General features: G+C 65.0%; 31 protein-coding genes and 1 tRNA gene. 25 read left to right on the top strand and 7 right to left on the bottom strand.

What is annotated here, in order from left to right; translation table 11 throughout:
• The first annotated feature begins 32 nt into the window (after window positions 1-32).
• The 3 genes from ACQPXH_RS24740 to ACQPXH_RS24730 all read left to right on the top strand — a co-directional run bounded on the left by ACQPXH_RS24740 (window position 33) and on the right by ACQPXH_RS24730 (window position 3,887).
• Window positions 33-830, top strand: a complete 798-nt coding sequence (locus tag ACQPXH_RS24740) for an N-acetylmuramoyl-L-alanine amidase (RefSeq protein ID WP_433598883.1) — start codon at window positions 33-35, stop codon at window positions 828-830.
• A 115-nt stretch (window positions 831-945) separates the two neighbouring features.
• A complete protein-coding gene (locus ACQPXH_RS24735) occupies window positions 946-3,210 on the top strand; it encodes an MMPL family transporter (protein WP_433598882.1) in 2,265 nt (754 codons plus the stop codon).
• Window positions 3,207-3,887, top strand: a complete 681-nt coding sequence (locus tag ACQPXH_RS24730) for a TetR/AcrR family transcriptional regulator (protein ID WP_433598881.1) — start codon at window positions 3,207-3,209, stop codon at window positions 3,885-3,887. The genes ACQPXH_RS24735 and ACQPXH_RS24730 overlap by 4 nt, the downstream gene beginning before the upstream one ends.
• 197 nt (window positions 3,888-4,084) lie before the next feature.
• Here ACQPXH_RS24730 and ACQPXH_RS24725 read toward each other — a convergent pair whose 3' ends face one another.
• The 3 genes from ACQPXH_RS24725 to ACQPXH_RS24715 form a co-directional block, all read right to left on the bottom strand.
• Window positions 4,085-4,318: a hypothetical protein gene (locus tag ACQPXH_RS24725; RefSeq protein WP_433598880.1), complete on the bottom strand. Its 234-nt coding sequence runs from the start codon at window positions 4,316-4,318 to the stop codon at window positions 4,085-4,087.
• A 58-nt stretch (window positions 4,319-4,376) separates the two neighbouring features.
• A complete protein-coding gene (locus tag ACQPXH_RS24720) occupies window positions 4,377-4,982 on the bottom strand; it encodes a Uma2 family endonuclease (RefSeq protein WP_433603571.1) in 606 nt (201 codons plus the stop codon).
• A gap of 500 nt (window positions 4,983-5,482) precedes the next feature.
• Window positions 5,483-6,226, bottom strand: coding sequence for a glucose 1-dehydrogenase (locus ACQPXH_RS24715; protein WP_433598879.1), 744 nt, complete (start codon window positions 6,224-6,226; stop codon window positions 5,483-5,485).
• Between the two features lie 125 nt (window positions 6,227-6,351).
• Between ACQPXH_RS24715 and ACQPXH_RS24710 the strand changes: the two genes are divergently transcribed.
• A complete protein-coding gene (locus tag ACQPXH_RS24710) occupies window positions 6,352-7,260 on the top strand; it encodes an alpha/beta fold hydrolase (RefSeq protein WP_433598878.1) in 909 nt (302 codons plus the stop codon).
• A 52-nt stretch (window positions 7,261-7,312) separates the two neighbouring features.
• On the opposite strand, the gene ACQPXH_RS24705 is transcribed toward ACQPXH_RS24710, so the two are convergent.
• Together ACQPXH_RS24705 and ACQPXH_RS24700 are read right to left on the bottom strand one after the other, a co-directional pair.
• Window positions 7,313-8,710, bottom strand: a complete 1,398-nt coding sequence (locus ACQPXH_RS24705; RefSeq protein WP_433598877.1) for a WS/DGAT/MGAT family O-acyltransferase — start codon at window positions 8,708-8,710, stop codon at window positions 7,313-7,315.
• 157 nt (window positions 8,711-8,867) lie between these two features.
• Window positions 8,868-9,326: a hypothetical protein gene (locus tag ACQPXH_RS24700; RefSeq protein ID WP_433598876.1), complete on the bottom strand. Its 459-nt coding sequence runs from the start codon at window positions 9,324-9,326 to the stop codon at window positions 8,868-8,870.
• Window positions 9,327-10,376: 1,050 nt separating this feature from the next.
• Between ACQPXH_RS24700 and ACQPXH_RS24695 the strand changes: the two genes are divergently transcribed.
• Window positions 10,377-11,375 (top strand): zinc-binding dehydrogenase, encoded by a 999-nt coding sequence (locus tag ACQPXH_RS24695; RefSeq protein ID WP_433598875.1) that lies wholly within the window; start codon window positions 10,377-10,379, stop codon window positions 11,373-11,375.
• Between the two features lie 66 nt (window positions 11,376-11,441).
• A complete protein-coding gene (locus ACQPXH_RS24690) occupies window positions 11,442-11,588 on the top strand; it encodes a hypothetical protein (protein WP_433598874.1) in 147 nt (48 codons plus the stop codon).
• Between the two features lie 2 nt (window positions 11,589-11,590).
• Here ACQPXH_RS24690 and ACQPXH_RS24685 read toward each other — a convergent pair whose 3' ends face one another.
• Window positions 11,591-12,022: a nitroreductase family deazaflavin-dependent oxidoreductase gene (locus ACQPXH_RS24685; protein WP_433598873.1), complete on the bottom strand. Its 432-nt coding sequence runs from the start codon at window positions 12,020-12,022 to the stop codon at window positions 11,591-11,593.
• A 148-nt stretch (window positions 12,023-12,170) separates the two neighbouring features.
• Between ACQPXH_RS24685 and ACQPXH_RS24680 the strand changes: the two genes are divergently transcribed.
• The 4 genes from ACQPXH_RS24680 to ACQPXH_RS24665 all read left to right on the top strand — a co-directional run bounded on the left by ACQPXH_RS24680 (window position 12,171) and on the right by ACQPXH_RS24665 (window position 14,643).
• A tRNA-Ile gene (locus tag ACQPXH_RS24680) sits at window positions 12,171-12,244 on the top strand.
• 99 nt (window positions 12,245-12,343) lie between these two features.
• On the top strand, window positions 12,344-13,276 hold the full coding sequence (locus tag ACQPXH_RS24675) for a tyrosine-type recombinase/integrase (RefSeq protein WP_433598872.1): 933 nt from the start codon (window positions 12,344-12,346) through the stop codon (window positions 13,274-13,276).
• Entirely contained in the window at window positions 13,177-13,941 is a 765-nt protein-coding gene (locus tag ACQPXH_RS24670; RefSeq protein WP_433598871.1) for an HD domain-containing protein, read from the top strand. The genes ACQPXH_RS24675 and ACQPXH_RS24670 overlap by 100 nt, the downstream gene beginning before the upstream one ends.
• Before the next feature lie 24 nt (window positions 13,942-13,965).
• The gene (locus ACQPXH_RS24665) at window positions 13,966-14,643 is read left to right on the top strand and encodes an HAD family hydrolase (protein WP_433598870.1); all 678 of its coding nucleotides are present in this window, start codon (window positions 13,966-13,968) and stop codon (window positions 14,641-14,643) included.
• An 8-nt stretch (window positions 14,644-14,651) separates the two neighbouring features.
• Here ACQPXH_RS24665 and ACQPXH_RS24660 read toward each other — a convergent pair whose 3' ends face one another.
• Window positions 14,652-15,920, bottom strand: a complete 1,269-nt coding sequence (locus tag ACQPXH_RS24660) for a helix-turn-helix transcriptional regulator (RefSeq protein ID WP_433598869.1) — start codon at window positions 15,918-15,920, stop codon at window positions 14,652-14,654.
• Window positions 15,921-16,069: 149 nt separating this feature from the next.
• On the opposite strand from ACQPXH_RS24660, the gene ACQPXH_RS24655 reads away from it, so the two are divergent.
• From ACQPXH_RS24655 to ACQPXH_RS24585, 15 genes are all read left to right on the top strand, one after another.
• Window positions 16,070-16,297 carry a helix-turn-helix domain-containing protein gene (locus ACQPXH_RS24655; RefSeq protein WP_433193827.1) on the top strand — a complete coding sequence of 76 codons (228 nt, stop codon included), beginning with the start codon at window positions 16,070-16,072 and terminating at the stop codon, window positions 16,295-16,297.
• A complete protein-coding gene (locus tag ACQPXH_RS24650; RefSeq protein ID WP_433598868.1) occupies window positions 16,294-16,572 on the top strand; it encodes a hypothetical protein in 279 nt (92 codons plus the stop codon). Before ACQPXH_RS24655 ends, ACQPXH_RS24650 begins: the two co-directional genes overlap by 4 nt.
• Window positions 16,569-16,850, top strand: coding sequence for a hypothetical protein (locus tag ACQPXH_RS24645; protein ID WP_433598867.1), 282 nt, complete (start codon window positions 16,569-16,571; stop codon window positions 16,848-16,850). The genes ACQPXH_RS24650 and ACQPXH_RS24645 overlap by 4 nt, the downstream gene beginning before the upstream one ends.
• Before the next feature lie 145 nt (window positions 16,851-16,995).
• Window positions 16,996-17,430: a hypothetical protein gene (locus ACQPXH_RS24640; RefSeq protein WP_433598866.1), complete on the top strand. Its 435-nt coding sequence runs from the start codon at window positions 16,996-16,998 to the stop codon at window positions 17,428-17,430.
• 8 nt (window positions 17,431-17,438) lie between these two features.
• A complete protein-coding gene (locus tag ACQPXH_RS24635; RefSeq protein ID WP_433598865.1) occupies window positions 17,439-17,690 on the top strand; it encodes a hypothetical protein in 252 nt (83 codons plus the stop codon).
• Entirely contained in the window at window positions 17,687-18,112 is a 426-nt protein-coding gene (locus tag ACQPXH_RS24630) for an RRQRL motif-containing zinc-binding protein (RefSeq protein WP_433598864.1), read from the top strand. The genes ACQPXH_RS24635 and ACQPXH_RS24630 overlap by 4 nt, the downstream gene beginning before the upstream one ends.
• Window positions 18,109-18,879: a hypothetical protein gene (locus tag ACQPXH_RS24625; RefSeq protein WP_433598863.1), complete on the top strand. Its 771-nt coding sequence runs from the start codon at window positions 18,109-18,111 to the stop codon at window positions 18,877-18,879. The genes ACQPXH_RS24630 and ACQPXH_RS24625 overlap by 4 nt, the downstream gene beginning before the upstream one ends.
• A 2-nt stretch (window positions 18,880-18,881) precedes the next feature.
• Entirely contained in the window at window positions 18,882-20,966 is a 2,085-nt protein-coding gene (locus ACQPXH_RS24620; RefSeq protein WP_433598862.1) for a hypothetical protein, read from the top strand.
• Window positions 20,967-20,995: 29 nt separating this feature from the next.
• Window positions 20,996-21,499, top strand: coding sequence for a hypothetical protein (locus tag ACQPXH_RS24615; protein ID WP_433598861.1), 504 nt, complete (start codon window positions 20,996-20,998; stop codon window positions 21,497-21,499).
• Window positions 21,496-22,494 (top strand): hypothetical protein, encoded by a 999-nt coding sequence (locus tag ACQPXH_RS24610; protein ID WP_433598860.1) that lies wholly within the window; start codon window positions 21,496-21,498, stop codon window positions 22,492-22,494. Before ACQPXH_RS24615 ends, ACQPXH_RS24610 begins: the two co-directional genes overlap by 4 nt.
• 85 nt (window positions 22,495-22,579) lie before the next feature.
• On the top strand, window positions 22,580-22,900 hold the full coding sequence (locus ACQPXH_RS24605) for a hypothetical protein (protein ID WP_433598859.1): 321 nt from the start codon (window positions 22,580-22,582) through the stop codon (window positions 22,898-22,900).
• 55 nt (window positions 22,901-22,955) lie between these two features.
• Entirely contained in the window at window positions 22,956-24,305 is a 1,350-nt protein-coding gene (locus tag ACQPXH_RS24600; RefSeq protein ID WP_433598858.1) for a hypothetical protein, read from the top strand.
• Window positions 24,302-25,426 (top strand): hypothetical protein, encoded by a 1,125-nt coding sequence (locus ACQPXH_RS24595; protein ID WP_433598857.1) that lies wholly within the window; start codon window positions 24,302-24,304, stop codon window positions 25,424-25,426. The genes ACQPXH_RS24600 and ACQPXH_RS24595 overlap by 4 nt, the downstream gene beginning before the upstream one ends.
• The gene (locus ACQPXH_RS24590) at window positions 25,423-25,857 is read left to right on the top strand and encodes a hypothetical protein (RefSeq protein ID WP_433598856.1); all 435 of its coding nucleotides are present in this window, start codon (window positions 25,423-25,425) and stop codon (window positions 25,855-25,857) included. Before ACQPXH_RS24595 ends, ACQPXH_RS24590 begins: the two co-directional genes overlap by 4 nt.
• On the top strand, window positions 25,854-26,696 hold the full coding sequence (locus tag ACQPXH_RS24585) for a DUF2637 domain-containing protein (RefSeq protein WP_433598855.1): 843 nt from the start codon (window positions 25,854-25,856) through the stop codon (window positions 26,694-26,696). The genes ACQPXH_RS24590 and ACQPXH_RS24585 overlap by 4 nt, the downstream gene beginning before the upstream one ends.
• The last annotated feature ends 25 nt before the right edge of the window (window positions 26,697-26,721 follow it).

The following is a 26,721-nucleotide window of genomic DNA, read 5'->3' as shown; positions in this document are numbered from 1 at the left end:
ACCGGCCGCAAGCCTGTGGCAGTGTCGATGTCATGCCATTGCGAAGCTGGAAGACGACCGCCGCGATCTGCGCGTGGGGCATGTTGCTCGGCGGATGCGCGCACGACGCATCGGGGTCACCGGCGCGCACCACGGCGCCGCAGGTCGGCGCCGAACCGGCGACATCCCCGCCGCGCGTCATCGCCGATGACCGCGTGGTCGTCATCGATCCCGGTCACAATGGCGGCAATGCCGCACAGCCCGGCGAGATCAACCGTCAGGTGCCGGACGGTCGCGGAAATACCAAAGCGTGCAACACCACCGGCACGTCGGCCACCAATGGCTATACCGAACACGAATTCAACTGGGATGTCGCAATCCGTGTCCGGGATGCTTTGGCCGCCCGCGGAATTCTTGTCGTGCTGACCCGCGACGACGATGCGGGCGTAGGCCCGTGCGTCGACGAACGCGCCGCCATCGGAAATCGCAGTGGCGCAGCGGCTGTCGTCTCGATCCATGCAGACGGCGCCGCCGCGGGCGCACACGGCTTCCATGTCGCGTACTCGTCGCCGCCACTGAACGCGGCGCAGCACGAGCCGTCGCAGCGACTGGCAACGACCTTGCGCGACACCATGATCGGGTCCGGCTTCGTGCCGTCGACCTATGTCGGTTCCGACGGCATGAACCCGCGCGCGGATCTGGCGGGTCTCAACCTGTCCGAACGTCCGGTCGCATTGGTCGAGTGTGGAAATATGCGCGATCCGGGTGACGCCGCGCTGATCGAATCGTCCGACGGTAGGGCGAGGTACGCGGCCGCCATCGCCGATGCGATCGTCGCCTTCCTGGGGTAGTCGCCTAAACCGTGATCGAGATCACTATCTGTTAGCTGTGCGCCCCTATCGACACTGAGTTAACGGCGTTACGCTAACGCTGTTACCCGGGCAGTCGAACTAGGGGAGATGGCTGATGCTCGTACGGATCGCACATCTGGCCACCAGGCATCCGCGGACGATCCTGCTCGCCGCCGCACTATTGGCCGTACTCTGCGGCGCATTCGGCGCCACCGTGACCTCGCATATGAAGACCGGTGGTTTCACCCCCGACGATGCCGAATCGTCGCAGGTCGCCAAGTTGATCGCCGATAACTTCGGCGGCGCGGAACCCAACCTCATTCTGCTGGTTCGCGATGATGCCGGTGCGGACAGCCCGGCTGCCAAGGCCGCGGGCGCGAAAGTGGTCGACACCCTGCGCTCGCGCGGCGATGTGATCGGCATCCAGTCCTATTGGAACGCGCCGCAGTCGCTGTCGTCCGCATTGCGCAGCAAGGACGGTAAGAGCGCGCTGGTGCTCGGCTACATCACCGGCGAGGAGTCCGTGGCCCAAAAGGCCGCCGGTGCGATCGCCGACGATGTCACCGGAACCTATGACGACGTCAGCGTCGATCAGGGCGGCCTCAGCTCCATCTACCACGACTCGAACGAGCAGATCACCCACGATCTCGCGGTCGCCGAGAGCGTGGCCATCCCACTGTCGTTCATCGTGTTGATTCTGGTGTTCGGCAGCCTGGTGGCGGCCTTCTTGCCGCTGGCCGTCGGCATCTTCGCGATCTTGACCACCCTGGCGATCCTGCGCACCCTCACGGTCTTCACCGATGTGTCGATCTATGCGCTGAACTTGACCACGGCACTCGGTCTTGCCCTCGCGATCGACTACAGCCTGTTCATTGTCAGCCGCTACCGCGAGGAACTCGGCAATGGACTCGATGTGGAGGCGGCGGTGGTGCGCGCGGTGCAGACCGCGGGACGCACGGTGCTGTACTCCGCGCTGACCGTCGCGCTGTCGGTGGCCGCGCTGGGCGTGTTCAATCTGTACTTCCTGAAATCCTTTGCCTACGCCGGCGTTGCGGTGGTCGTCGCGGCCGCCGCCGCATCGATCCTTATCCTGCCCGCGGTATTGATGGTGCTCGGACACCGCGTGAATGCGTTGGATCTGCGAAAGCCGTTGGGGCGCTTGCTCGGCCGGGACCTGCACGCCCAGCACGCACCCGAGCGGACCTTCTGGTACCGCACCGTCCAGTGGGTGATGCGCCATGCCGCACCGGTCGCCATCGCGATCATCGTGCTGATGCTGGCAATCGGGTCCCCGTTCCTCGGCGTGAAATTCGGCTATCCGGACGATCGAGTACTCAATGCCGGCGCCGCCTCCAGCAGTCGCACGGTCGGCGACGCGCTGCGTTCGGACTTCCAGTCCAATGCCGCGACCAATGTCAGCGTGGTGCTCGACGACTACCACGGAAACCCTGCCGCCATCGGCGATTACGCCGCAGCGCTGTCGAAGGTGGAAGGCGTGTCCGGAGTGCTCTCGGGTCCTGGCCTGTACGCAGGCGGCATACGGGTAGCGACGGGATCGCCGCAGATGACGAACGACACCGGCGCATTCCTCACGATCGCGACGACAGTCGATCCCTTCACCTCCGCGGGTAAGACGCAACTGGACCGGCTTCGCGATGTCCCGAGCCCGGGACCGGGGCTGTTCGGCGGTAGCGCCGCGATCAACCGCGACTCCCTCGACGCACTGGGTGCGCGCCTGCCGCTGGCCGGTGGGCTGATCGTGCTCGCCTCCTTCGTGGTGCTGTTCCTGTTCACCGGCAGTGTGCTGCTGCCGCTGAAAGCTCTTGCCCTCAATACGCTTTCGCTGACCGCCGCATTCGGTGCGATGGTCTGGATCTTCCAGGACGGTCACTTGTCCAGCGTTTTCGGCAATGACGCGACCGGATATCTGGTTCCGACCATGCCGATCCTGATGTTCTGTCTCGCCTTCGGAATGTCGATGGACTACGAGGTATTCCTGCTCTCGCGCATTCGCGAGGAGTGGCTGGCGTCGGGACGCACCGCCGCGGACAACACTCGCGCGGTGGCGCTGGGTGTCGCGCGCACCGGCCGGATCTTCACCGCGGCCGCACTATTGATGGCCATCGTGATGGCCGCCATGGTGACCTCGAAGGTATCGTTCATCCAGATGATGGGCCTGGGGCTGACTTTGACGGTGCTCGCGGACGCAACGCTGATCCGCGGCGTGCTCGCGCCCGCACTCATGCGGCTGCTCGGCACCGCGAACTGGTGGGCCCCCGCGCCACTCGCTGAGCTGCATACCAAGATCGGCCTGAGTGAGGGCGAAACCGTGCCTGGCACAACCGAATCCGATAAACACCAACTAGCCGGACGAAGGTGAATTTTACCCGCAGGCAGCGTTCGGCACGTGGCTCCGGTGCGGAGCTACGCGCCGAAATCCTTGACGCCACAAAGAAACTGCTGGCCGATGCCGGTCACGTCGACGGGGTTTCGATCCGGGAGATCGCCAAGATCGTCGGTGTCACCCCGCCGTCGATCTACCGCCATTTCGCCGACAAGGATCAGCTGATCGAGTCGGTGGTGGCCCAGGTCTTCGAAGATCTGGACGCGGAAATGCTGGCCGTATCCGATCCGAACGATTCGCCGATGGAGCGTCTGCGTCAACAGGGCCTGGCATATGTCCGCTTCGCCAGGGAGCATCCGGAGCAGTACCGCTTGGCCATGACGCCCGGCGAGACGGCGGGCGCGGTCGACCAGGTGCTGACCAGCAGCGCCTTCGCCCATCTCGCGGCCACGGTCACCGAGTGCATGAACCTCGGCGTGGTCACGCCGGGTGACCCGGTGCCGGTCGTCTTGGAGTTGTGGTCGACCGCGCACGGCGTCGCCTCGCTGCTGATCGCGAAACCCTATCTGCCGTGGGGAGATGTGGAGGCTTTCGCCGATCGCATACTGCGCTCGATCTGCGTCGGGCGGGTCGTCATCGATAACGTGCTCGGCGAAGACGTGTCCCCCGACGCCGTCGCCGAGTGGGCGGTGGCGAACCGGCGGGTGCCCTGAGCCGTGCACAGCGCCGTGAAGGCGCGGGTGGCGGCCACTGTGCGCACCGCATGGGAGATCTGCCAACGGCCACGGATGGTTGCCCAGCCACCAGGCGGCATGGTGACGATCCAGTCGCTCTGCAGCACGTTGACCGCAAAGCTGCTGGTACGCAGGCTCACCCACGCCAAACCACTGCCGACCACCGCCTGCTCGGCCTACCTGTTCCGGTCGCGGCGGAATCGGGACGGCTGTGCGTCGAGCGGGTCGTCGATATTGATGGCCAAGAGGGCGACGAGTCGTCGCATATCACGCTTACCTGCCAGTTTCGCGAATGCGAAGACCGCATCGCCCACGGCGCGTGGGTGCAGGAATGCCGCGGAGGCACCGTCGAGGGCGTCGGCAAGGGCGTCCGGTGGAACTCCATCCAGCGGCAGGAACCTGGTAGCCAATTGGTGGGGGTATCGGAACGGGACCGGCTATCCGACGGTGGGACCAGTAACGGCGGGATCAGTACTCGAGGTCGGTCCAACTGAGTGAGATGGGAAAGGGGTACGGGAGTGTGATCTCGGGGTCGACTTTCGGCGACCACTCACCAACCTGGGCGTATTGGCGTGGCCGCAGGGGTGTGACGCCCTCGGGAAGGTCGCTCGGAGTTGCCAGCACGTAGGTCAGTATCGTATCGATCCGGCGGCCTTCTCGGTCCAGCAGGACTTCCCAATATTCACTGATGCCCGCTTCGGCGTAGCGTGCCTGCTTCGCGAGCATCTGGCCGATGTGATTGGACGGCGACAGGACTTCGCCGACGATCAGCACGGTCTCGGCGAAGATTGGTTTCCAAGGCTCTTCCGGGCAGCGGTAGACCATGAAATCAGGGGCGAGGAAGTCATCCTTGGTGTGGCTGAGAAAGACATTGGTTTCAGTGTCCACCTGCCAGCATTCACTCGACCGCGCCCGCATGCTGTCGCGTGCGCATACCTCGAGGGCGTTGCGCATCCGAGTGGCGAATCGCCGGTGCTCCGGCGGTCCTGTCCTGACCCAGACCGGTTTGCCCTTGACCAGCTCGATTCGCTCTGCCTGTCCGACGGGTAGTGCGTTGAGCTCGTCCCACGTCATACGTTCAGGAAGCGGGGAATCGGTCACTGGATTGGACAATTTGATGGCCTCCCCCGGTACGCACCCCACTGGTGACGACAAGACTACTGGCTCCCTCCCCGCTCAGTTTGCAGTGCATCGTCAACCGGGTTTGCGTCGGTCGATGCACTGGAACAGGCGAGTCGGGTTCCCTGAGGAGCGGCCGGAACTGTAGGGTCTCGAAATTCGTGGCCACCACCAAGTCTCCGTGACCTGCGACTTATCCTGTCGTCTCAAACTGCGGCCATTTACAGCAAGTAGTGCATAGCGTGCTCGCTGTCATCGGGGGCGGCGCGTTTGCGATGGTCGGGGTGGCGTGTGTGGCCGGTCGATCGGCCGCGGCGCCACCGGTCCCGCCGCGAAACGCTGCCGCTCGCGTCCGGTCGAATGGCGAAAGGCGTGGACGTGCGGTCCGCCCGACCAACCGTGCACCCTGGCCGAGTGAGGTGTCTGCTCCGTGGTTCTACACGCCCGACAGCAGTTCAAGAGAACGTCTTGTGCGGAACGCCCACGGTCAGACCGCCATCGATGACGAATTCAGCCCCCGTCGAATAGGACGACTCATCGCTGGCCAGATAGGTCACCAGTGCCGACACCTCGGACGGATCAGCGGCGCGCCCCAGCGGGATCTGCAGGAAGTCCTCTGGAATGCCGTCGGTCATCGGCGTGCGGATCAACCCTGGATGAATCGAGTTCACTCGAATTCCATACTGCGCCAACTCGAGTGCGGTCGACTTGGTGAGTCCACGGACCGCGAATTTGGTGGCGGTGTACCCGTGCAGGCCGGGGCTGCCGCGCATCCCCTCGACCGAGGAGATATTGACGACCGAACCCCCGCCCGCCTCGATCATCGCGGGGGTCGCGGCCTGCATGCCGAGGAAGGTGCCGGTCAGATTGATATCGATGATCCTCTGCCACTCGGACAATTCGAAGTCGACGAGCAGGTTGCCATTGACGATCCCCGCATTGTTCACCAGGACATTCAGCGCACCGAAGCGCTGCACGGCCTCGGCGACCGCATCCTGCCAATGCTGCTTTTCGCGCACGTCGAGGTGGACGTAGGCGGCATTGTCGCCGATTTCCTTGGCCAGGGCCGCGCCCTCCTCGTCGAGAATGTCGCCGAGCACCACCCGCGCGTCCTCGGCCACCAGTGCCCGCGCGTGCGCGGCGCCCATGCCCCGCGCACCGCCGCTGATCAGTGCCACCTTGCCGGTCAACCGCCGCATCGCGGCCTCCTCTCGATCCCGTCGACTTGCGGAAACACGTTACAGACAATTGCCGGTCGAAACCGAGTCCTGTGGCATCATCGTTGTAGAACGCGTTCTAATAATGCTGCGCGAGGAGGCCGCCGATGACGAATCCGAATCCCGCGGTGGTGGCCATGCGGCGGTTCTCCCGGCGTTCGGGGGTACCCGATATCGCGCAGGTGCCCGGCGGGCGGCTCGTCGAGCTGCCGGGGCGCGGGCGCACCTATGTCGTTGATATTCCGGGCCCCGAGGGCGCACCGACCCTGATCCTGCTGCACGCCACTGCCTGCACGGGCTACCTGACCTGGTTTCCGGCGCTCGACGCGCTGGCCGAACGTTACCGGGTGATCGTCTTCGATCAGCGCTGGCACGGCCGCGGTATCCGCTCGCAGCGGTTCTCGGTACAGGACTGTGCCGACGACGTCGTCGCGGTGGCGGATGCGCTCAATATCGAGCGGGCGATCCTGGCCGGATACTCCCTCGGCGGTGTCGTGGCATTGCTTGCCGCACAACGGCATTCGGATCGGGTGAGTGGTCTGGTGCTGTGCGCGACGCCGTATCGGTTCCAGGAGAAGTTGCGCGAGCGCGCATTTCATCTCACCTTCGGCGCATTGGCCGGAGCCATTGGTCCCTATTCGTACCGCCGTGCCGCGGAGTACGTGGGCCGGCTACCCGAATTACCGGAGCACACTTGGGCCCCGGGAAAGCTGAATCGCTGGGCGCTCACCGAATTTCGCAGCAGCAGTGGTTGGGCAATGGCGCAGGTCATCGCCGAGGTCGGCCGATTCGATGCGACCGCTTGGCTTTCCGAGCTGAAGATGCCGACCGCCGTCGTGATCACGACACGGGACCGTGCGATTCCGGTCTATCGGCAATTGGAGATGGCGACCACGATTCCCGGTGCGAGCATGCATCTGGTCAAGGCCGGTCACGCATCCTGCGTGCTCGAGGCCGATCGCTTCGTGCCGGTACTGCTGGAGGCTTGCGCCGCCGTTGCCGCAAGGCAGAAATAGACTTCGAATGCGGCCCTGCCCGGCGGCGATGGCGAACAGGCAGCGGGGGGCATCAGCCCAGATCACGTGCCGCGGTCAGTAATTCATCGACGACACCTGGGACCGCGTCGGCGATCGCCTGCAGGTCGGGCACCAGTTCTCGGCACGCGATGAATCCGAAGTCCAGATCACTGTTATTGGACAGCACTGTCACGGTCAGTCCCGCGCCGTGGAAAACCGGCCCGAACGGATACATCCCCTCGACCTGAAGGCCGAGGAAATACAACGGCATCGGCGGGCCCGGCACATTCGACACCACCAGGTTGTGCACCACCGGATGCAGCTCGGCCAGCTTCATCGACGAGTAGACGCGCGCGGCCAACTGAAAGGTGTTCGGCGGAGCGTACTTCGACCAGTCCATCAGGAAATCCGCGCCGACGAATTCGTGTTCCTGTTTGGCGTCGCGGTTGGCCTCGGACACCTGCCGCAGTCGCTTCACCGGATCGGCGATATCGGTGCCGAGCTGGGTGAACAGCGAGGAGACCTTGTTGATGCCCGCGGTGTGCCGGGAAGCATCGTGCACCGACACCGGCACCGAGGCGATCAGCGATTTGTCGGGCAGCTCGTCGTGCTTCTCCAGATAGGTGCGCAGCACACCCGCCACGATGGTCAGGACGACATCGTTGATTTTCACATCGAAGGCGGTCTTGATTTCCTTGATCGCGGCGAGCTCGGCCTCGGCGCAGGCCACCACACGATCCGGGCTGATCGCGCCGTTGAACGGGGTACGTGGTGCGGTCAGCGGTAAGGCCATGCCCGCCTGGCTGTTTCGGCGTCGCTTCGCGAAACCGGCAACCATGCCAAGGGTTTTCGGCACCATGCCGACCAGACCGAGCTTGTTGGGCAGGTTCAGTACCGCCTCGGTCGCCAGCTTCAAGTCACTGGGCTGCGGCTCGGCATGCCACTCCTCGGCCGGTTCGGGCTCGCTGAGACCTGGCACCAGATCGCACAGATGCATCATCATGTTGGCGCCGGTAATGCCGTCCACGGCAGCGTGGTGGTACTTGCAGATCACCGCCAGTTTGCCGTCCGTCAGGTGCTCCACCACGCTCATCTCCCACAGCGGGCGGCTGCGATCCATCGGCACGCTGGCGATCTCGCCGACCAGGTCGGTGACTTCCCTGCGTTCCAATGGGCGCGGCGTTTCGATGCGTCGGATGTGGTGGTCCAGGTCGAAATCCGGGTCTTCCACCCACACCGGATGATCGAGATTGAACGGCACCTCGTGGATTCGCCGCCGCATCTGCGGGATCAGCGGCAGCCTGCGGCCGAGTTCTGCCTTGAATTTTTCGAAGGTGTAGTGCGCGCCCCCTGCGGCGGGATCCAGGATCAGCAGTGCACAGACGTGCAGGTGCTGGGTCCCGGTCTCGAGGTACAGGAAGCTGGCATCCAATCCGGTGAGTCGCTCCATAGCCAAAGACTACTAGAACGCGTTCTAGTAATACTGCCGGATCGCGGGGATCTTGGTCGCAGTGGAGCTTTCTATTGTCAAGCATGCTTTCGGCGCCATACCCCGCTGGCTACGCTGCCCGAGGGCGAGCGGATGTTCTGCGCCGCACGTGTGAAACTCACCTGAGCGTCTGAGGTGTGCCTGCGATTTCGGCCTCGATCGCCGCAACTCGCTCGGCACCGATACCCCACGGGTGCTCGACGCCCACCTTGCTGTCGAGATCCCAGAGCACGCACGTCTCGCCCGGCTTTGCGACCATCGACCACGCGACGACCGTGCGGCCGAGTTGCTCGCTCATGGAGCCGTGCGAAATACCCTTCGTCGCAACGCCTTCCGGGAAGTGGTGGAGGAAACGGCGGTACGCCGCGGTGCAGAATGCGGCATACATTTCTGTGCAAAGAATGAATCCGTGCCAGGCCTCGTCGACCGCATGGGACGGCATACCGATGACCTGACCGTCGCGCATGGCCGCGCCGCAGCAGCGCAGCCACTGGCGCAGCCCGGTTTCCACCAGTTCCCGCGGCTGCCATGGGCTGGTTTTGTAAACCGCGTCGGGAAATTCGAGGGCGGCCACCATCCGGCCGACATCGCTCAGGTCGATTCGGCGCTGGGTACGGTTTCGTAAGAAGGCCACGATTCACCCTACGGCGAATGGGTGATTGTTCGGCGAGCCGTTGCTTTTCGTGGGTTCAGTGTGGGGGAGTAGGCCTATACCATTTCGGAATGGCGGTTTTCCTCGTTGTACTGCTGCTGATCATCCTCTTGGTCGGTGGTGGCATCACGGCACTGGTCGTATTTCTGATCACGCGCGCGACCAACAGGGCAGTGCAGCACGGGCAGCGGGGGCAGCGGGGGTATGGGGGCTCCGGCGACTCGCCCTGGGCTTACGGGGCCGCCGGGTTCGATTCGGGGATGGGTTTCGATCCGGGCAGTGGTGGTGGCGGTTATGGGCACGGCCACGGTCACGGCCATGATCACGGGCACGGGCATGGTCACGATGGTGGCAGCGGCAGCAGCTGTGGTGGGGGTAGCAGCTGCGGTGGCGGGAGTAGTAGCTGCGGCGGTGGCGGGAGCAGTTGTGGTGGCGGCGGGAGCAGCTGCGGCGGTGGCGGGTCCTGAATGCTGGCTGCTGGTCTTCCTGATTACGGTCCTGCGGGCTCGCCGGGTTCGTGCTGCTGGTGACCAGCTTGCCGAGTCGGACGCCGCGGCGCGGGGTCGGGTGGATCGGAGGCCCAGTTCTTCGTCCTAGGATGCCGGTGATGCGGGCGGCAATGACTCGGAAAGTGGGGTAGCTGTGGCGGGGCGGGGCAGCAGTCGCGGCGGCTGTGGTGGTGGCAGCTGCGGCGGGGGAGGTTCCTGATCGCACCGCGCGGTGCGGTCGGAGATGCGAGTGGCTATCGGTCATTTGCGCGACGGCGGCAGTCGGGGGTGCCGCAACAGGCGAGGCCCTGGCCTCGCGCCGACGTCGGTTGGTCTGCGGATATGTTGGCGCCGTGGGTGAGTTCGATTCCCGGTCGGCCGCAATTCCGCGCTCAGCGCAATTTGGTGCGCTCGACTTGACCTCAACTCTGCTCGAGGTTCCAGGCTGGTCCATGTCGGATCGAGTCAGGAATTGATGGAGGTTGTCATGCGCGCTGTACATGCTGCGGAATTCGGTGGGCCCGAGGTTCTTTCGGTGCGTGAGGTGCCGGAGCCGGTTGCCGGACCGGGACAGGTGGTCGTCGATGTAGCGGCCGCTGATGTCATGTTCCTTGATGTCCAGCTCCGAAGCGGTTGGGGCACCGAGTTTTTCCAGCTCGAACCACCGTATGTGCCCGGTGGCGCGGTCGCCGGGGTAGTTACTTCGGTCGGTCCGGAGGTCGACCCGAGCTGGGTCGGCAAGCGCGTTGTCACCGATACCGCCGCGAGCGGCATCGGAGGCGGTCAGCCGGTAGGTGGTTATGCAGAGCGGGCACTTGCCAAGGCGGAAACCCTGGTCGCTGTGCCCGAGGAACTCAGCCTGTCGGCGGCGGTGGCGCTCGCCCACGACGGAAAGACCGCGCTCGCCATCTTCGACCGAGCCGCGATCCAATCCGGTGAGTGGGTGCTCATCACCGCGGCAGGTGGGGGATTGGGCACCCTGCTGATTCAGCTCGCCCGCGCGGCCGGAGCAAATGTCATTGCCGCGGCTCGTGGCAGCGCCAAACTGGAGCTCGCGGCACGACTCGGCGCGAATGCGGTCGTCGACTACTCCGAGTCCGATTGGCCTGCGCAGGCCCGCGCGGCGAGCGGTGGAGCCGGTGCGAACGTTGTATTGGACGGTGCGGGCGGCGAATTAGGTGCCGGCGCGATCGAAGCCGCCGCCGACGGCGGGCGTTTCATCGGATACGGCGCTGCCGCAGGACAATTTGCCGACTTCGATCGAGAAGCCGTGGCGGCGCGTGGAATCGACGTGCTCGGGCTGTTCGATCTGACCGGAAAAGGCGATATCGATTGGCTCGCCTTGACCGGACGTTCGCTCGCCGAGGCGGCGGCCGGTCGCCTGGAAGTCGTTATCGGCCAGTCCTTTCCGCTCGAACAAGCCGATCGCGCGCATGTGGCAATTGAATCGCGAACCGCCATCGGACGCACACTTCTTACGGTCTGAACGGCCTACCGAGACAAATTGTCTCGGTACCTGCGAGTACCTATTTTGAGCACTAGCGTCCCCCGGGTGGAAACGCTGGTTATCGTTGTCGTCGTCCTAATTGTGCTCGGCCTGGTCTCTCTCATCGTGCAGTGGGCCAGCCGCCCGCCGCAGAGCGAGTCCGCTTGGGACCGTGGCGATGTCGACGGCTACGAGGCTTGGGAAGCCGACTGAACTCAGCGGACCGGAGTCAGCACCACCACCGCGATCGGCCGCTTGGTCATCTTCTGGTACTCGCTGTAGCGCCCCTGGTTGACCTTGTCGACAATCGCCCAGCGCCGCGCATAATCCGGATCGTCGGGCAGCGTCGCCCGCGCGATCACCGCTACCTTGCGTCGCCCGACCTGAATCTCGCACCCCGGCTTCGCCTTCACATTCGCCAACCACCCCGGTGGCCGCGGCGACCCACCATTCGACGCGGTCACCAAATAATCCGCCCCATCCCGCCCATACGTCAGCGCCGACGTCCGCGCCTGCCCTGTCTTTCGCCCCACCGTCCGCAACAACAACGTCGGATTCCCGAACAACACCCGATGCCCCACCACCCCGCCACTCTTCTCATAAACCCACTGATGCACCTTCAGCACATTCGCAAACAAACTTGCCACAGCCCACCCTCCAGCCAGTTCCCGGGATACACCCCCACCCTATCCACCCCGCATCCCCACCGTCCGCCACCACGCCGCCCCCATCCGAGTGGTGCCCACCCAACCCCACCCGGTACCATCCCCAACGCTGTCGGTATCCACCACACACGGGGCGGTAGCTCAGTCGGTTAGAGCCGTGGACTCATAATCCATTGGTCGCGGGTTCGAGCCCCGCCCGCCCCACAAACCCCCTCTGAGCAGGGGGTTTTTGTTTTTCTGGAGAGGTTTCGATCTAGAACAGCGCTCTTCCACGAATAGATTATTGCGGTAGCATCGGGCGGTATGGGGACCGTTTCGCTCGACGACATCCGTGAGTTGCGCGACGACTTCGCGACGGAGCTGAGGCGGAAGAACCGCGCCAAGAAGACGGTCGACGTCTACCTGGTCCACATCGGCTACTTCGCCGACTACCTCATCTCCGAAGGTCTCCCGACGGACGCACCCGAGATCACCCGTGACCACATCGGCGGGTACATCGAGACACTGCTGACGAGGACGAACCGCCGCACCGGTGAACCGCTGTCACCGCAGTACGCGCGCAGTCAATATCGGAGCCTTCAGCAGTTCTTCAAATACCTTGCGGCCGAGGAGATCATCGACTCCGACCCGTTCGACAAGCTGAGTCTGCCGGACGCTCCGGACAAGCTCGTGCCGGTACCGAGTCTCGAATCCCTGCGCGCCCTGCTCGACCAGTGCGCCGGAACCGACTTCGATTCGCGGCGGGACAACGCGATCATCCGTCTGTTCGCGGACACGGGGTGTCGTTGCGGTGAGGTCGCCAACCTCGGTCTGGACGATCTCGATTTCGAGGAAGACAGTGCGCTGGTCGTCGGCAAGGGTGGCCGGCCGCGATCGTCACCGTTCGGCGACAAGACGCGCATCGCGCTGCGGCGGTACCTGCGGGCCCGCAACCAGCATCCGTTCGCGAAGAAGAGCGATCGGTTGTGGCTCGGTCGGCAGGGGCCGATGACCGACCACGGCATACGGCAGATGTTGGAACGCCGCGCCCAGGCCGCGGGCATCGACCACATTCACCCACACATGTTGCGCCACTGGTTCGCCCACAACTGGCTCGCCAACGGCGGCCAGGAGCAGGACCTCATGATGCTGGCCGGATGGCGCTCGAGGCAGATGCTCGATCGATACGGCAAGTCCGTTGCCGACGAACGCGCAAAAGCAGCCCACCGCCGAGCGCGTCTCGGGGACAAGCTATGAGATACCCGTACAGCGACGGGTACGAGTTGGGTTTGACGACTGGCCATCGCCCTCAGAGCGGCTACCGTGGCGACATGGCTGCAGAGCTTCTGGAATGGGCCGAACGGACCGCGCAAAACCTGCTGAGCGACCTCCCCACACGACTCGCGCATGTCGCGGGCGTCGCGCGTCAAGCTGAGCTTGTTGCAGGCTTGGTCGATGATGGCGACCTGCTTATCGCCGCCGCTTGGCTGCACGATGTAGGTTATTCGCCGCAGTTGGTGCGCACAGGGTTTCATCCTGTTGACGGTGCGGAGTTTCTTCGGGACCAGGGGGCGCCACCCCGGCTGTGCGCGCTCGTGGCACATCACTCATGCGCACGAGTCGAGGCGCGGAACCGCGAGGTTCCCTTGCCGTGGTCGGACGAGTGCAGTCCGCTTCGCGATGCCCTTTGGTGGGCTGACATGACCACCACGCCGACTGGCGATACTACCGATATTTCAAGCCGCCTCGCCGAAGTGTGCGAGCGCTATGGACCAGACCACGTCGTCTCGCGTTCCGTAACCGAGGCTGCGCCGGAACTGTTGGCCGCAGGCGCGCGGACCATGGAGGCTGCTCATCGCTCCGGTAAATGGTCACCGCGGAGCGCGAGGACGAGGTCGGGCAGGGCCATACGTCAGGATTGATGAGATCGTGGGAGTTCGAACTCGATGGAAGGAACAGGTAGAGACGTGATCCGTGCTGTGGTTTTCGATGTGGGCGAAACGCTGATCGACGAAACCCGGGAATATGGAACTTGGGCTGACTGGTTGGGGGTGCCGCGGCACACGTTCGCTGCAGTTTTCGGAGCCGTCATTGCGTCCGGCCTCGACTACCGCGAGACCTTCCAGGTATTTCGTCCTGGGTTCGATCTCGACCTCGAGCGGCAGGCGCGGGCTGATGCTGGCCAGCCTGAGTGGTTCGGAGAAGACGACCTGTACCCCGACGTGAGGCCTGCACTGTCGAAGCTCCGCGAGATGGGCGTGTGGGTAGGAGTCGTCGGTAATCAGACAGTCCGCGCCGGGGGTCTACTGCGCGGGCTGGATCTACCCACCGATTTCATTGCCACGTCGGATGATTGGGGAATCCAGAAGCCAGACCCCGAGTTCTTCCACAAGGTAATCGAGGCGGCGGGCTGCGCCGCGGCTGAAATTGTTTATGTGGGGGATCGGATCGACAACGACGTAGCACCAGCAAAGCGAGTCGGGATGCGGACTGCGTACATACAGCGCGGCCCGTGGGGTTGGATCCATCGCGAAAAAGAAGAGGTCACGGACCTCTCCGATTGGAGAATCCGTGACCTCAACGAGCTTCCGGGAATCGTCGGCGTTGAGAACGTGGCGACGTAGCACTACAACTAACTGATCAGTGAGTTCACCGTTGTGTGCCAGTCGTATAGACGTTCGTCCAGCGCGCGGACCGCGGGCAACGAGTCCCACTGACGAAGTGACTGCCGCACAGCCTTGATTCGATCAAGCGCGGTGGCGTACCAATTCCGGGCGAGGAGGTCGAGTGCTTCCTCGAGAAGTCCGCACGCGGCTTCTGGGTTCTTCTCCAGAACATATGCAGCAGCGGCATCTGCGAGGTAGATCGGTTTCTGTTTGACCTCTTCCGGAGGCAGATCGCCGATGACGCTCACCAGCGTCTCGCGCGCTTCACGGCCTCGCCCGGCAGTCAGTAGCGTGTTGCCCTTGAAGCCAGCCAGTCGGGTTGGCGAAAACCAGTCCATCCACGACGGAGACGGATCAGTCTCGGAGCTGTAGCTCTTGTATGCATCTTCGGCGTGGTGAATCAGCGTCAGCGCGCGTCGCGTATCTCCGAACCGGGTTTCAACCTCAGCCTCGACAGCGTCAAGCCATGCTGTGAATTCGGCATTCGCGCCGCCGCGCCGCGCGAAGGCTCGGGCAGCGCGGAGTCGTTCACGCGCTTCCTCCGCGCGTGCCGGTTCGCCGGAGAAGGCGGGCGCGAATGCCATGTGTGCGAGCGCCGCCGCGCCGAGGAGGGAGTCGGACGCCTCGTGCGCGGCCTGGAGAGCGAGAACGAGGCTTGTGTGCGCTGACTCTGGCTGCTGAAGGTCAAAGAACTCCAACCTGCCAGCGAGCAAGTTTGATTCTGAAACCGCACGGGCGAGGACCTCTTTCGCAGTGCCAGGCACCTGTGGCAGGAGGTCGATCCCGAGCTGCGCGTGCTCAGCAACAAGCCGATGAAGGCGCGCTGCGGGGATGGACCAATACATGTGGCGATGCGAGACAGTCACGGTTGCGAAATCCGTTGCAACAGAAGGTGGAAGCTGATGCGACGCCGCGTTGTGTAGGCGTTGACTGGCTGAGACTCGGGGCTCAGGCAGCCCACTGCGATCGGTTGCTTGGCGTTCATCTGCCCATGGAGGGGTGAATCCAAGCTCGGTGATCGGGCGTCGAAACAGCGCCTCAAGGGCCGACACGTGATCGTGGTGAGGCCATGGCGGTTCCGCCGATTCCCATCTACGCACGGTCCGGGGAGCGACCTCGGCCCGCAGCCCGATCTCGCGGGCCGTGTCAGTCAGCGCCTTCGCCAGATCGGCTTGAGACCTGATGCCGAGGGCCTGCCTGGCGGCGCGAAGTGCTGCGTTACCTGCGGTTGACATGAGGACAGTCTAGTGCCTTCGAGCGGCCGTTGCAGCAAAAGCGGCCGTGATTTGTCCCATCAATGGCCCATATTTTGGCCTTTAATAGGACTTTGTGTCGAGAGAGTCTGTCTTGGAAGAACTTTCCGGATTTACCAGGAGGACTCTCGATGACAATCAATCTCCCTTCTATCCAGGTCCCTGAGGACCTCATCACTGTCAGGACCGCGGCGTCCCTTGTCGACGTCGACGCCAAAACCATCAAGAACTGGATCAAGGCTGGTGACCTCCAGGGATGGCTGGTCAACGGTCGCCGGTGGCGCGTTCGTCGCGCGGCGGTGCTTGCTCTCGTTCAACCGGTTGATGCGCCTACTTCCGTCGCTGGTGGTGCGGCATGAGCACCCCGGTCGAGAGGACATTGCAGGCGCGGATCGCCGCGCACGAATCCTGGGCAAAGACATCGGATCGAGCCGCCCGGACGGCGAAGGCCCGCGATGCGCTGCTGACCAAATTCGATCGCCTCGTTGATCCCGATGGGCTGCTCAGCCCGGAAGAGCGGGCTTACCGAGCGGCGCAGGCGCGGAAGGCTCATTACACCCGGCTGGCGTTGAGGTCGGCTCAGGCTCGTCGGCGTCGTGGTAGCAGCGGCCGCCGCCAAGGCGGTGAATCATGATGCGCGCCCGGAGTTTTGGTGTCGCACCGGACGTAGTCACCGATCCGTTCGAGGGTCTTGACCCATTCGTGCGACAAGCACTGGTGGTATGGCAATCGCTGACGGCTGAGCAGCGTGATTACGCAATGGGTTTCGTGTGTGGCTGGGCGCCGGATGTAGTTCTCTCCGCTGCGCAGAGGGCCATCGACATCACTGAGGTCGATGAGCAGCTGATGCGACTTGGGGCCGCCGATAACGACGACCGGGTCGTGCGTGTCATCGAGGGCGGTGATTCATGATGCGCGCCAGGACATTTGGCTTCGCGGTCGCGGCCGTATCGATCACTTATCTGCTGTTGACACAGCCCGAGGTTGTCGGGGTTGCGGTGATGCTCCTGGTCCTGGTGGCCGTGTGGCGATTCCGTCCGCGGATGGGGGTGCGGCGATGAACGAGCCGTTCCATGATCCGGTCGAGTTGCTGGATGAGTTGGATTCGATCATCCAGGCACATGAGCTGTTGCGGCAGCGCACGATCGCATTGCAGGCCCGCTACCGGGCGTTGGAGCCTCACGCGGAGCGGTACAACAATCCGCCACCAAGCGCCGATCGGAGGCCGATCGAGGAGTACGGCAGCGTCAACGTCAAGTACACCGCGATCCGGCTTGGCGATGCGGTCGACAGCATGGCCGGAGTGCCGGAGTTCCACTTGCATCCGGCTCGTGGGTTGGCGGAGAAGGTCCGCGAGTACCCACAGCCGGAGCGAGACCAGCCCGCTGGGACGACCGCACCGACCTCGGCCCTCGCCACGGGCACAGGACACACTCTCGCGGACCTGGTCAATGGTCATGAGCGGGATGAGCGGGACGGGGCCGAGCGGTGATCGGGCCGGTGGTGAAGACCGATGCTCAGGTCGCTCGCGCGGGTGGGCAGTTGTTTGGGCTGCTGCCGCCGCTGGTGCGGCTCGGGCTGCTGATGTTCGGTCTGTTGATCGCGTTCGCGGCTTGTGGGAAGGCGTGGATCGATTACCAGGATTACGTGCCGTCGCCGAATGTGTGCCGCCGTGACCAGGTAGCGCATGCCTCGGAGTTGGGTTGTGTTCCGCCGCAGGATATTCCGTCTCCTACGGGGTGGCGGCGATGACCGGGCAGCCAACCGAGGGCGGTATCCCGGTTTACCAGTGGCGTTGCGCGCCTTCGCATTTGCGGACTCGTCGCCAGCTCGAGGCGGAGGGTTTGCGCCGGAACGGTCAGGACATTGCGGGCAAGATCCCGTTCCGCCGTTATGGGCGTGAGCAGGTGGCGCACCTGTACGACATCAATCTTGCCGCCACCAAGCGGCAGGCGACGCCCGCGCAGCTGGCCGCTTTGGAGAAGGCGACTCGTGAGCACCAGTTGCGCGCGGCGGAACGTCACGGCGTGGATCGCGCCGAGTTCGAGCAGGTCGGGGATCCGGGTCCGGGCTGGAACACATCCACCAGTGCTCTCGCGGGCTACAAGGCCACAGGCAATGCCTTGGCTGACTCGCTCGCGCGTGGCGCCGAACGAGAGGGGATGGATCGATGAGCATTCGATTTTCGCCGCGCGACATGGTCGGACTGACGATCTTGGCCGAGATGTACGGCGCACCAATGGATGTGGTTGCCGAGATGCTGGGCGTGAGTAGCTCGCGGACGTATCGCATCGTCTCGAAGTGGGCTGCTGCCAGCATGATCAGTGACAAACGGCTGCGTCCGGTGTTGGGGCCGGCGTGGATCTTTCCGACGAAGTCGTCAGCGGAAGCTTTGTTGGGACGGCCGGTCCGCTACTGGGTGCCCACTCCGAAGATGGCCGCTCACACCAAAGCTGTATTCCAGCTGCGCCTGACGTTGACCGGGATGGATCTGGATCGCTGGATCTCTGAACGGCAGCTGCGGTCGGAGGTCGGTCTTCTGAAGGCCGGGCAGCCGCGTCCGCACATCCACGACGGCCGTTACGTCACCGCTGCTGGTGATTTGTGGGCGGTCGAGGTCGAGCTGACCGCGAAAAGCATTGCTGCGGCGCGTACTTCGGTGGCGCAGGCGCTGCAGGTGGCCGAGCGCGCCGACTGTGCGGGCCTGACCTTCTACTGCCGTGGTGAGGCGACCAAGAACGTGATCCGTACCGCGGCGGCCGGTCTGGATCTGTCGAACGGGCCGAAGTTGATGCTCACCGATTTGGACGAGGTGCTGGCCAAGAAGCACGCCGAGTCGTCCTCGAACGCTTCGCGACCCGGGCTCCGGGTGATCGCGGGCGGTGCCGTTGATCACGAAATTCCCCAGGTCGCAGACCGCAACGATGGAAAGGCGGTCTGATCATGACCTGCACTCCGATGATTACCCCGGTCGATTGCGCCCCATACGCACCGACCCCAGCCGCTTCCCCGACACCGACTCCGGCGCCGGATCCGGGGATTCATGTCGAGCCGAAGATGCCGCCGATCGGGTTGCATCATGACCCGCTGGGTTGGTTGCCGGACTTTTCGTCGTGGACGTGGGACAGCGTGGGCGATGGTGCGCTGTTGGGTGCGGCGGTCTTGGTGACGGTCCTGTTGGGCACGGTGGCGATCCTGGTTCCGGCGACCATGCTGGGCTGGAAACCGCAACGGCTCCGGAACTGGCTGCTCGCCAGCGTGCTGGCGATGCCCGGTGCCGCGGCGTTGTGGGCGTGGGACGTGTTCGCACCGCTGCACGACTTCGCGCAGGCCGCAACCGATTTCATGGCGGGTCACTATGTCGGTGGTCTGCTGGGGATGGCGTCGCTGCTGATTCCGGTGTCGTGGTTGACCGCGACCATCGCCCACACCAACCGGCGCGTGCAGCTGGCCACGGTCGGGTTGAAGTCCCCGGCCCGCACGGAGCGGGCGTTGTGGGCCCAGGCCCAGCGTGAGCAGCGTGGGGCGGCCCGGTTGTCGCGGCGGCGGTTGCCGTTCACGACGGGTGGGTTGAATCCGGAGTTGGTGATCGGGCGTTTGGCGGTGGAGACCGATCAGGCCCCGCCGTCGTCGGTGCTGCGTCAGCTGGTGGGCCGCACCGAGACCCGGTTGATCCTGCCGTGGATCAACGTGGCCGAGCACATGACCTCGGTGGCTTCCAGCGGTTCGGGCAAGACGACGTTGATGGTGCGGGTGTTGGTGTCGTGGTTCGTCACGACGTGGACGCGGCATCGGCAGTGGTGGCGCCTGGATCGTCCGGGGCGGCCGCTGGTGATCGTGGTGGACTGCAACGGCGGTCCGGAGTCGCGCAAGGTCGCGGCGCGGATGCGGAAGTGGTTCCGCGGTATGGGTGTTCGGGCCGATCGTATCGGTGTGTTTCCCGATGATGTGTCGCTGGGCATGTGGAACGCGAGTGTCGATGACCTGCGCTCGATCCTGTCGGCGATGATCTCCGGCGGCTCGACACCGACCACGGACACCGAGCGGTATTTCCACGAGATCCGCGAGACCCTCATCCACCTCATCGTGGACGCCCCGGCTCGGGTCGAGGTGATCGACGGCGTGGCGACTCCGATCGGGCACAACCCGCCGCGGTCGTGGCTGGAGTTCCTGTCGCGGTTCGACGTGGAGAAGCTGTCGAAGCTGTGGGGCGGCCATGCCGGAGAAACGCCGTGGTCGGGCGTGATGGGTGTCGACATGGAGATCGCCTCCACCATCGACGGCAAACAGCCGGTCATGAACTCCGCTCGCGCCGAGTTCGCCAACCTGTACCGGTCGCTGGGGTCGGCGTTCGACGGCGACAAGGAGCTCACCGACTTCGATGTCATCTACATCGTCTTGGAGGGCGTGAAGACCCCCGACCGTGCTCGCGCGCAGTTCGGCGCGCTGGGAACGATGTTCGAGCAGCTGGCCGACAAGCAGCACGGTCGCACCAGCCTGATGGTGGTCGATGAATTCAGCGCGGTATCCGATGGCAAGACCCGCGCGGTGAAGTGGGTCGAAAGGCTCAGGAAGGCCGGCATCGGCTCGTGGTGGATCGCCCAGTCTTGGCAGGGCTTGGGCCACGACGACGACAACCGCACGGCTTTGGTCTCGGCCGCCTCGGGTGGCTCTCTGTTGGGTCGCTCCACTGACCCGGAGACCTTGGCCAAGATCTACGGCACCCGCCCGAAATTCGAGCTGTCTCACAAGCTCGTCGGCGGTAACCGCGATGGCGATGAGGGCAACATCCAGTCCTCCGACCAGTTCCTGATTCCGCCGAACCGGCTGCGCGCCATGGCCAAAGGCGACGTGGTGCAGGTCGCTGGCGGCCGCGCCCGCTGGGGCCGGGTGAGCCCGCTCGATGATGACGAGCTCAAGCGACTGCGCCCGCTGCCCGGCATCGCCGCGATGTCCGACCCGGAAGCCGACAACGACACCGACGGTTTGGCGCCGGTGATCGACCTGACCAAGCGCCGTCCGGCCTGAAACCACCTACACGACAAGGAGTTACAAACATGGCTTCTCCGATCGAACCCGAAGATCACGGCGAAGAGCTGGGCGGACGCAGCGCCGCCGAGCAAGCCCACGAACAACAGATGCTCGACGCACTCAGCGTCGACATGGAAGGCAGCACCGCGCAGAAGCTCGCGGCGCAACTGTTGGTGCCGATCGTTCCGGACGGCGGCACAGTGGGCCGCGCCGTCGCCCCGCACGTCTCCCGGATCACCAAAACCCGTGACGGACTGAGGATCTGGGGACCAGCTATCGCGGCCACAGCGGCGGGGACAACCGCGGTGGCTGTGCTGCCTCTGCCCGGACCGCTCGCGCTGTACGTGCTGGCACTGGCGGCGTTCGCGTGGTGGCACTGCGCCGGACGACCTGGGGCGGTCGAGACGGTGCGCATGGTCGCCTACGCCCTCGCCGACACCGGCGCCTGGATCCGACGCCACATCGAGCAGCTGGCGCAACGACGCGCCCGCTACGAGACCCGTCGCACCACGCCGCCGAAGGATCGGTGATTGCGGTGGTCACGATGCGTCTGTTGTCGCTGGGTGCGGGTGTGCAGTCCACCGTGTTGGCGCTCATGGCGTGCAGCGGTGAGTTGCCGGGTCTGGACGGCGCGGTCTTCGCGGATACCGGCTGGGAACCACCGGCGGTGTACGCCCAGGTCGATCGGCTCGCTGTCGAGTTCGAGCGGGCCGGGATCCCGTTGCATCGGGTCAGTAGCGGGAATCTGCGCGTCGACACCTTGGACCCGGATCGGCGGTTCGTGTCCGTTCCGTACTTCACTCTCGCGCCCGAGGGAACGATGGTGCGCGACGAGATCACCGAAACCGACGACAACGGGCACACGGTGATTGTCAGGTACAGCGAACCGCGGCCCGCGACCCTGCGTGAGCGCCAGGGCATGGGTCGGCGGCAGTGCACGAGTGAATACAAGCTGAAGCCGATCAACCGTGCCGTGCGGATTCTGCTGGGAGCCCCGGCACCGAAGTATCGGCGGGTGCCGAAAGGGCAGGTCGCCGAGCAGTGGATCGGTTTCTCGGTCGATGAGATCCATCGAGTCAACGACCGACAGGAGAACGCCTACACCCTCAAGCGGTATCCGCTGCTTGAGCTGGGCATGTCCCGCAAGGACTGTCAGCGTTGGCTGGTCGCGGCGGGCTGGGGGCACACCGCGAAAAGCGCCTGCATCGGGTATCCGTTTCACGGCAACGCCCAGTGGCGCGATATGCGCGACAACCGGCCCGCCGAATGGGCTGACGCCGTCGAGTTCGACCGGCGGATCCGCAAGGACGGTGCCAGCGCGGCCCCGCTGAACGGGGAAGCGTTCCTGCACAGCTCCCGCGTTCCGCTCGATCAAGCACCGATCGACCGCGTGACCCGCAAGGAGTGGGCCGAACGGCAGCTCGACATCTTCGACGACCTCGCCGAACACGGCGATCCAGACGGTTGCTCACCGTACGGATGCCGATCCGGTACCCCGCTCCCAGTCAACGAGAAAGCGGCATAGCGACAGACACCCAACTCACAGACCTCGGCAGGCGGGCCGCGCCTGCCACCCAGTGAATCAGTAACCCCGATTGGAAGGAAATCCCTTGCATCACACCGAAATTCCTTTCGCGACCACCGCCCAGGTGGCTGTGGCGCGTGGCTACCTGCGGGCGTGTGTCGAGCAGAACCCGCTGTGGGAGCCCGAGCACACCGAGGAAATCAACGCCATGGACCACGACACCGTGATCGAACGGACGCTGCGGTTGTGGCCAGAAGGCTGGCGCGACTTCTGCGTCTTCTTCGCCGGTGACATTCGCAGCGCCGAAGAAGACGAGGCCGCCCACCCGGCTACGGATGAGGAAAACGACACCGGCGTCGAGTCTGTTCGCTCATGCGGGCCATGCGCGAGAGGCCTGGTGGGATGACTGCCCGTTCTGACCGCAAACCCGAAAATCCCCACCCCTTTAAGGAGATCTGATCATGTCCGATCGCAGTGTCGAAGACGAATTGGCCGCCGAGGCACGCAAGTTCAGTGCCTCGATGCAAGCCGCGATGCGTCATTACGCGCAGGCATCGAATTGGCTGGAGCGTCGCCGCGCACGCCGTGAGATCAGCCTGATCACCCGCCAGGAGGCCCGCGAGCAGCAGGCCACCCGGCAGCGGAATCTGGTGTATACCGAGCAGGCCGTCGACAAGTACAGGGTGCATGCGCTGGCGGTGTCGCAGCGTGCGAACGACCCGAACGTCGACCACGGCCGCCGTTTCCGTGATCAGCAGGTGCTGGCGCGACATCGGGCCGATATGGGGGATCTGTTGCTGCGTAACCCGCACTTGAGCGAGGTCGAGAAAGGTATCGGTCTCGACGGCCTGGACGCGGCCACAGCGTTCCCGGAATTCGAGACAGGCCGGTTGTTCAACCGCGCCTACAAGGTGAAAGGCATTGAGGCACTGCGGTATCGGGCGCACGTAGCCCGCGAGACCGCCGCGTTGCCTCACCGTGACACCGTGGCTGCCTTGCAGTGGCAAGAGGCCGACGCCCGCCAGGCCGACGAGATCAGAAACCAGCAGGAACGCGCGGTGGAGGACCCGGCTCGGTTCCGGGCAGTAGTCGGGTGGACCGACCGCAACGGGGTCACCGCGAACAGGTCGAAGTCGTTCGATAGCGAGCAAGCCGCGACGGCGTGGATGCGCAGCAACCCGGACCTGATGCTCACCTTCGGCGTGGCCGCGCACGCGCAGACCTGGGACACCCGCGACGACCGGGCACCGATCTACTCCCACAGCGGAGAACACCGCGCGGTGTGGGCGTCGCTGGCCGCGCGGGAGAAAGCCCTGGCCGGTCAACACGAGCGGCCCGCCGGACAAGCCCGCACGGACAACGATCAGGAGCCGCCACGCGCGGAACGGGATTCGTTGAAGGCCCGGCTGAATCTGTCGATCGAGCACAACAGCGAGCTGGCCGACAACAACGCCCGGCTGACACGGCAGCTGACCACAGTGAGCGCCGAACGGGATTCCTTGAAAGAACAGCTCATTGACGCCTACAGCCGCCCGGAGCTGGTCGACCACGACCAGTTGATGCAGGAACTCCAGCAGCTGCGTGGTGAGCGGGACGAGGCGGTACGCAAGCTCGCCGAACGCGCCCCGGCCGAGCAGCGCTACGGCAGCCCCGAACGCCAAGCCGAGCAGGCACGCAACCAAACACGCGAGGCGACCACATCGGCCAGCGAGCCCGCGCCACGTTCCGCGCTGGCGGACTACCAGCCCGGTCACGCGTTGGCCGATGCCGTGGCCCGCAACGGTTCCCAGCGGGACGGGGCCGAGCGGTGAGCGCCGAAACAGCCATGCCGGGCGTGCGACCGCCCGGCATGGATTGGCCCGACACCAACCTCAACTACCAGATCAAGAAGGAAGCCGAACCAATGATCGAGAATACCCGCCCCGAACTGCACGAAATCGAATCCGAGACCGAGCAGCGGATGCGCGCGGACTTCATGCACGCCGAGTCGTGCGTCGCGCGCTCGCCGGAGGACTACGACCCGGCCGATACGCTCGACTACCGCGAGTACGCGGCACCGTGGCTGAACGGTGAACAGCGGTGGATGCACGAATGGGTGTATCTGTCGGACGCGACGCAGCGGTGGCGCGATGATCCCGTCGGCGCCGAGACGAGCATGATTCAGCGCGTTGGTGTGCTGTCGGCGATCGAGGCGCGCAGCGAGGATCAGGCCCGCTACATCGCCGAGCATGGCATCGAGCGCGATGACTGGGGTCTGCTGACATCTCACTATGTGACGCGCGTGGACGAGCGCTCCGCGTCGGCTTCGGATGACCGGTTGATTCCGATGACCGATCCGCAGTACTACAGCACCGCCGAATCGGATGAGGAACGCCAGTTGCGCGCGGATTACGTCCGCCACGTCGATGAACTCAACAACGCGGCGATCACCATCGACCCCGATGACGCGGCCGGTGACGGTCCCGTGGCTGAGGGGCACGCTGATGCCGCCGACGCTATCGCCGCTCGGTGGGAAACCCACGAGTCGCGGTATTGGCGGGATGTGTGGAACCACCTGGACGGCGCGGTCACAGCGTGGGAGCGCGAACCGGACGCGATGCGGAGCGCTACCGCGCTGATCGCAGATCATCAGGCCCGCGATCCGGAGTGGATGGAACCGATCCGGTGGCGCAACTATCAGCAGGCCGCCGAGCTGACCGGCCACGGCACCTGGGCCGCCGAGCAGGGACGGCAGAGCGAGCCCGCACGAGATATGCCGTGGGCGAATCAGGCCGAAATCCGAACCAGCGCACCGGTTCCGGTGTCGTCGGCATTCGCCGCGGCTCGTACCCGCGAGCTGGCCAGCAGCGCGTCGCCGTTGGCGAACTATCAGCCGGGCAACGCACTGGCGATGGCTCTGGCAAACGCTGAGCGTGATGGAGCCGAGCGGTGAGCGCCCCGGCCATCGAGGCGACCATGCCCGCCTCCGTCGGCACAGGCCTGGCGACGTCGGCCCGGCCGGCACCGATGCGGGAGTCCGCCCCGACCGGCTCCCCGGCACCCGCTCTGCGGGTGCGGGCCAGTTCGGTGGCGGAGTCGGTGGCAGATCTGAGCGCTGAGGAGTTGGCCCAGCGGCTGATCGCGGCGCATCAGCGCACTGCCGAGCTGGAGGAGCAGCTCGCCGCAGCGGTCGCGGCCCGCGATGCTGCCGAACACGAGGCGGCGCAGCTGGAAGACCGTAACCGGGAGTTGGCCAGCGACCTGGACAACGCCCTGGATCAGCTCGACGGGCACGCCCTGCACGCCGAGCAGGAACGCCTGATCCGCACACCGGCGTGGAGCCCGTGGGCCGCGTCAACCGACCGAGAGGGATATGACCGATGACCGAGGATCTGTCGCAGTACGGCGACACTCTGTCGCCGGAGACGGCTGCCGCGTCGCGTGCTGTCGCCGACGTGTCGCCGCAGCCGACCTCGGCGGGCTGGAATGTCGCTGAGATTGTCGCGTTGCTGTCGCTTGCGGCGGTGAGCATTGCGGCGTTCTCTTGGTCCGCGATCGCTTTGCATGGGGTCGCGATGATGTCGGGTATCCCGTCCGGGTTGGCGTGGGGTGCCCCGGTCATCGTGGACGGGCCGATCGTTCAAGCCGCGTTCTCGCTGGTCGCGCTGAACCGGCGCGAGAAGATCGGCGTGAGGATCCCGGCGGCAACTCGCCGGTTCTTCTGGGCCGAGCTCGCTGCCGCTGAGCTGGTGTCTTTGGCCGGAAACGGTGTTCACGCCTGGAATGCGGACGGGCTGAAACTGCCTCAGCTGGCCGCGGCTGCGGTCGCGGGTGCGGCCCCGGTCGCCGCGCTGGCCGTCACTCACGCTCTGACGGCTCTGATGGAGGTCCCCCGCGCCGCGACAACCGAGGCGACAGATGCCGCCCATGTCGCGACAGCGGGCGACACCGATGCGACAGCGAGCGACACCAGCGCGACACCGGGCGAGACGCAGGCGACAGCGGAGCAGTCCGACCCGACTGCCGAGCGCGACAGCGAAGTGTGGCGGCTGCACAAGGCCGGGCTTTCCTACCGCGAAATCGCTCCGGCTGTCGGCCTGCACCACGGATCTGTCGGCCGGATCGTCGCCCGCATCAAGGCCGAGCAGGAACCGGCCACCGGCCAGAACCTGCGCTTGGTCGCGAGCGGAACCACTCAACTCGCATTGCCAAGGGGTAACTGAAATGTCGAACGGGCTCTTTGGTCGT

The organism is Nocardia sp. CA-135953, assembly GCF_050955735.1.
Lineage (GTDB): Bacteria > Actinomycetota > Actinomycetes > Mycobacteriales > Mycobacteriaceae > Nocardia.
This window is presented reverse-complemented; position numbering and strand designations above follow the sequence as displayed.

Excerpts from the sequence above, each read along its gene's own strand:
- ACQPXH_RS24615 (WP_433598861.1), top strand. The coding sequence starts at position 20,996 with ATGGCTTCTCCGATCGAACCCGAAGATCACGGCGAAGAGCTGGGCGGA.
- ACQPXH_RS24670 (WP_433598871.1), top strand. The coding sequence starts at position 13,177 with ATGGCGCTCGAGGCAGATGCTCGATCGATACGGCAAGTCCGTTGCCGA.
- ACQPXH_RS24735 (WP_433598882.1), top strand. The coding sequence starts at position 946 with ATGCTCGTACGGATCGCACATCTGGCCACCAGGCATCCGCGGACGATC.
- ACQPXH_RS24665 (WP_433598870.1), top strand. The coding sequence starts at position 13,966 with ATGGAAGGAACAGGTAGAGACGTGATCCGTGCTGTGGTTTTCGATGTG.
- ACQPXH_RS24630 (WP_433598864.1), top strand. The coding sequence starts at position 17,687 with ATGACCGGGCAGCCAACCGAGGGCGGTATCCCGGTTTACCAGTGGCGT.
- ACQPXH_RS24650 (WP_433598868.1), top strand. The coding sequence starts at position 16,294 with ATGAGCACCCCGGTCGAGAGGACATTGCAGGCGCGGATCGCCGCGCAC.
- ACQPXH_RS24640 (WP_433598866.1), top strand. The coding sequence starts at position 16,996 with ATGAACGAGCCGTTCCATGATCCGGTCGAGTTGCTGGATGAGTTGGAT.
- ACQPXH_RS24740 (WP_433598883.1), top strand. The coding sequence starts at position 33 with ATGCCATTGCGAAGCTGGAAGACGACCGCCGCGATCTGCGCGTGGGGC.
- ACQPXH_RS24720 (WP_433603571.1), bottom strand. The coding sequence starts at position 4,982 with ATGACGTGGGACGAGCTCAACGCACTACCCGTCGGACAGGCAGAGCGA.
- ACQPXH_RS24675 (WP_433598872.1), top strand. The coding sequence starts at position 12,344 with ATGGGGACCGTTTCGCTCGACGACATCCGTGAGTTGCGCGACGACTTC.
- ACQPXH_RS24695 (WP_433598875.1), top strand. The coding sequence starts at position 10,377 with ATGCGCGCTGTACATGCTGCGGAATTCGGTGGGCCCGAGGTTCTTTCG.
- ACQPXH_RS24585 (WP_433598855.1), top strand. The coding sequence starts at position 25,854 with ATGACCGAGGATCTGTCGCAGTACGGCGACACTCTGTCGCCGGAGACG.
- ACQPXH_RS24645 (WP_433598867.1), top strand. The coding sequence starts at position 16,569 with ATGATGCGCGCCCGGAGTTTTGGTGTCGCACCGGACGTAGTCACCGAT.
- ACQPXH_RS24715 (WP_433598879.1), bottom strand. The coding sequence starts at position 6,226 with ATGCGGCGGTTGACCGGCAAGGTGGCACTGATCAGCGGCGGTGCGCGG.
- ACQPXH_RS24655 (WP_433193827.1), top strand. The coding sequence starts at position 16,070 with ATGACAATCAATCTCCCTTCTATCCAGGTCCCTGAGGACCTCATCACT.
- ACQPXH_RS24600 (WP_433598858.1), top strand. The coding sequence starts at position 22,956 with ATGTCCGATCGCAGTGTCGAAGACGAATTGGCCGCCGAGGCACGCAAG.
- ACQPXH_RS24620 (WP_433598862.1), top strand. The coding sequence starts at position 18,882 with ATGACCTGCACTCCGATGATTACCCCGGTCGATTGCGCCCCATACGCA.
- ACQPXH_RS24710 (WP_433598878.1), top strand. The coding sequence starts at position 6,352 with ATGACGAATCCGAATCCCGCGGTGGTGGCCATGCGGCGGTTCTCCCGG.
- ACQPXH_RS24700 (WP_433598876.1), bottom strand. The coding sequence starts at position 9,326 with ATGGTGGCCGCCCTCGAATTTCCCGACGCGGTTTACAAAACCAGCCCA.
- ACQPXH_RS24660 (WP_433598869.1), bottom strand. The coding sequence starts at position 15,920 with ATGTCAACCGCAGGTAACGCAGCACTTCGCGCCGCCAGGCAGGCCCTC.
- ACQPXH_RS24625 (WP_433598863.1), top strand. The coding sequence starts at position 18,109 with ATGAGCATTCGATTTTCGCCGCGCGACATGGTCGGACTGACGATCTTG.
- ACQPXH_RS24705 (WP_433598877.1), bottom strand. The coding sequence starts at position 8,710 with ATGGAGCGACTCACCGGATTGGATGCCAGCTTCCTGTACCTCGAGACC.